The organism is Candidatus Effluviviaceae Genus V sp. (assembly GCA_014728125.1).
Lineage (GTDB): Bacteria > Joyebacterota > Joyebacteria > Joyebacterales > Joyebacteraceae > WJMD01.
Map to the genome: position 1 here is coordinate 1 of WJMD01000139.1, position 3,278 is coordinate 3,278.

A 3,278-nucleotide genomic window follows, 5' to 3' on the forward strand; every position below is an offset into this window, starting at 1 on the left:
AGCGGGGCCCGGCTCGGGATACGACCGTGAGGTCGTCCTCGAGACAGGGCATGTCTACACGGGCGGGTTGCTCGTGGGCCCCGTCTACTCCCCAATGACGTGGGAGATGGAGGGTGAACCCGGGGAGGACGTACGGATCGTCGGAAACGGCGCCGTGCTCGACCTCGAGGGCCAGCAGATCTGCATCTCGTACTGCGAAAACCGCCTCGACATCGAGGACTGCGTCATCCTGAACGGGAACATCCGTTTCCGCGGCATCAACACCGGCTCGCACGTTCTCATCCCCGAGGGCTCGGTCCGCTACTGCACGTTCTACGGGCCGCACGACTACGGCGTCCGGCTCCAGGGCGCGGGGAACGGCGTCACGCTCGAGAGGAACATCGTCGTCGACGCCGTCGACACGGGTCCGGACTTCCTCTACACGCACGGCGCCTCGAACGACTGGCTCCCGACGGGTTCGAGCTTCGCGCCCAGCATCCAGACCGGCTACTACGGGACGCCGACCATCCGGGACAACTGGAGCTGGCATGGCGACCCTGCCGCGAACGCCGACTCGCTGCGCCACTTCGTGCTCCTCTGCGAGTACGGGTGAACGGTTCCCGCTCCCTGGTCGGAGGCCGGGGACTGGCCCAACGACAACGTCATCGGCATCGACCCGGAACTTCGCGACCCGAAGCACGGCGACTTCCGTCCCAGGGACGGCTCGCCGGCCGAGGCGTACGGCTGCCGGACGTTCACGGGCCGGGTCGTCGTTCCGGTCGACACGCGGCGTGGCAGCGCACCGCCGGTCCTCGCCGCGTCCCGCGGGACCGTGATAGCAGGCGGGGTGATCACGGCCGACACCGTGTGGGACGCCGACACCGTGCGCGTCACGGCCGACGTGCTCGTCGAGGACGGCGTGACCCTCGAGGTCGCGGCCGGCACGCGGGTCGAGTTCCTGGACCACTACGAGCTTGGTGTTCAGGGACGACTGCTGGCGGTCGGCACGGTCTCGGAGCCCGTCGTCTTCACGACCGACGAACCGTGGCTCTTCAGGGCTGACTCGACGGCCGCCGGGTGCTGGGCGGGCATCCGGTTCGACTGGACCCCGGCATCGAACCCCGAGTCGCTTCTGGAGCACTGCGTGCTGGAGTATGCGAAGGCCCTCGGTGAGGAGCCGTGGGGAGGAGCGCTCTCGACCACGGGCTTCTCGGAGGTTCTGGTCAGGAACACGGTCATCCGGCGCTCGATCGCGGAGCGCGGGGGCGCCGCGTTCTTCTCGCACCAGTCGGCCCCGGTCCTCGTGGGATGCCTCTTCGAGGAGAACGCCGCCTTCAGCTACGGCTCGGCCGTCTACAGCCACTACGCTTACCCGACCATCGCCGCGTGCACGCTGGTCGGGAACGAGATCCTCTCGGACGACGTCTACGACGCGACCGGCAGCGTCCACAATCACATCGCGAAGACACGGATCGCCGGCAGCATCGTGCGCGAGAACGGCAACCCGTACTTCGAGCCGACCGAGCTCCACGAGTCGAAGGCGTACTACACGACGGACTCGAACGTTGAGTTCTGGACCGGCGGCTTCGGCACGATCGACGCGGACGCCGGCTTCGTCGGCTTCGGGCCCCATCCGTACGCCCTGCTCCCGGGCTCCCCCTGTCGCGACACCGGACCGCCGGACACGACCGGGCTCCGGCTGGCGGCCGCCGATCTGGCTGGCGAGCCCCGGATCGTTGACGGCCGGATCGACATGGGATGCTACGAGGGCGAAGCCGGCACCGGCGTCGCATCGCCGCCGGTCGGTTCGCCCCGCGTCGCGTGCAGCCCCAATCCGTTCAGTGAGGAGGCCGGGCTCTCCCTGCGCGTGCCGGTCGCCGGGCGGGTCGTGGTACGGCTCTACAGCGTTGACGGCAGACTCGTTCGGACGCTCCACGATGGGCATGTCGAGGCCGGTGACATGTCGCTCACGTGGGACGGTCTCGACGAGGGCGGACGCCGCGCGGCTTCGGGCGTCTACTTCGCGAGGGCGATGGGACCGATGCCCGACATCGTGGGGCGCCTCGTGCTGCTCCGCTGAGGCGGCGCCGCGTTCTCCCGCTGTTGACCGCTCGGGAGTCCCCCTGTACCGTTGGCAGCATGTCGCACAACGAACCCCGGAGCACCGGTTTCGGCGCCAGCGTCGGGCGCTCGCCGATCGGCGAAGATCGCTGCGGGCGCGCGATCCTCATGATCGTGCTGTCGAGCCTGTCGTTCGGACTCGTCGGGATCATGGTCCGGCTGGCCGGTGACGTGCCGGTGTACGAGAAGGTCTTCTTCCGGAGCATCGTCATGCTCCCGGTCGCCGCCGCCTTCGGTGCGCGGAGCGGCGCGAAGCTCTTCACGTGGGACGGCAACACGAAGTGGCTCGTTCTGCGCGGCATCTTCGGCACGGTGGCGATGACACTCTACTTCTATGCCATCGAGGGACTGACGCTCGCCGACGCGACGGTCCTCAACAAGCTCTCGCCTTTCTTCGTGGTCGTACTGGCTGCCGTCTTCCTTCATGAGAAACTCTCGAAATACGTGGTCCCCGTTCTGGCGATCGCGTTCGTGGGCGCGGCGCTCGTCATCAAACCCGAGTTGGAGCTCTCGCCCGGACCGGCCCTCGCGGGGCTCTTCTCCGCGATCGGTTCGGCGGCGGCCTACACGGTCGTCCGCTCGCTCAAGGGCCGCGAGGCCCCTTTCAAGATCGTCTTCTACTTCGCGATGGTCTCAACGCTCGCCATGATCCCGCCGATGCTCGTCCACGCCGTTGTGCCGACCTGGCAGCAGCTCCTGGCGCTCGTCGGCGCCGGCGTTTTCGCAACGACCGGCCAGCTTTCGCTGACGATCGGATACCAGCTGGCCCCCGCGTCGCGTATCTCGATCTACGTCTACGCTCACGTGATCTTCGCCGGGATCCTGGCCTACCTGTTCTTCTCGGAGGTCCCGGACGCACTGAGCATCGTCGGCGGGGCGCTTGTCATAGGTGCCGCCGTGCTGAACTACCGGCTGCTGCACCGCGAGCCCGCGCGTCCGACCGTGAGCTGCTGACCGGCGGATCGAACGCGGCGGAGCGACGTCTGCAGACCCCGGGTACACTGAAGGAGGTTCCTCGTGGCAGCGGAGTTCGCGATCGTACATCCCTCGCCCGATGACCGGAGGGCGAGCTACGAGAAGGCCCTCGCGAAGCTCCAGGCGGACGAGGTCGTCCGGAGGATCTGGCGCCGCGACCACACGGTCTGGAGCGACTCGCCGGACGAGATAGCGAACCGCCT

Annotated in this window: 3 protein-coding genes; all 3 read left to right on the forward strand. The window is 68.1% G+C overall.

What is annotated here, in order from left to right:
* Positions 1-826: 826 nt before the first annotated feature.
* Complete coding sequence (locus GF405_08730; protein ID MBD3368238.1) at positions 827-2,059, forward strand: hypothetical protein; 1,233 nt, start codon at positions 827-829, stop codon at positions 2,057-2,059.
* A 59-nt stretch (positions 2,060-2,118) separates the two neighbouring features.
* Positions 2,119-3,054 carry an EamA family transporter gene (locus tag GF405_08735; protein ID MBD3368239.1) on the forward strand — a complete coding sequence of 312 codons (936 nt, stop codon included), beginning with the start codon at positions 2,119-2,121 and terminating at the stop codon, positions 3,052-3,054.
* A 63-nt stretch (positions 3,055-3,117) separates the two neighbouring features.
* A partial coding sequence (locus tag GF405_08740; protein MBD3368240.1) for a hypothetical protein occupies positions 3,118-3,278 on the forward strand: 161 nt, incomplete at its 3' end.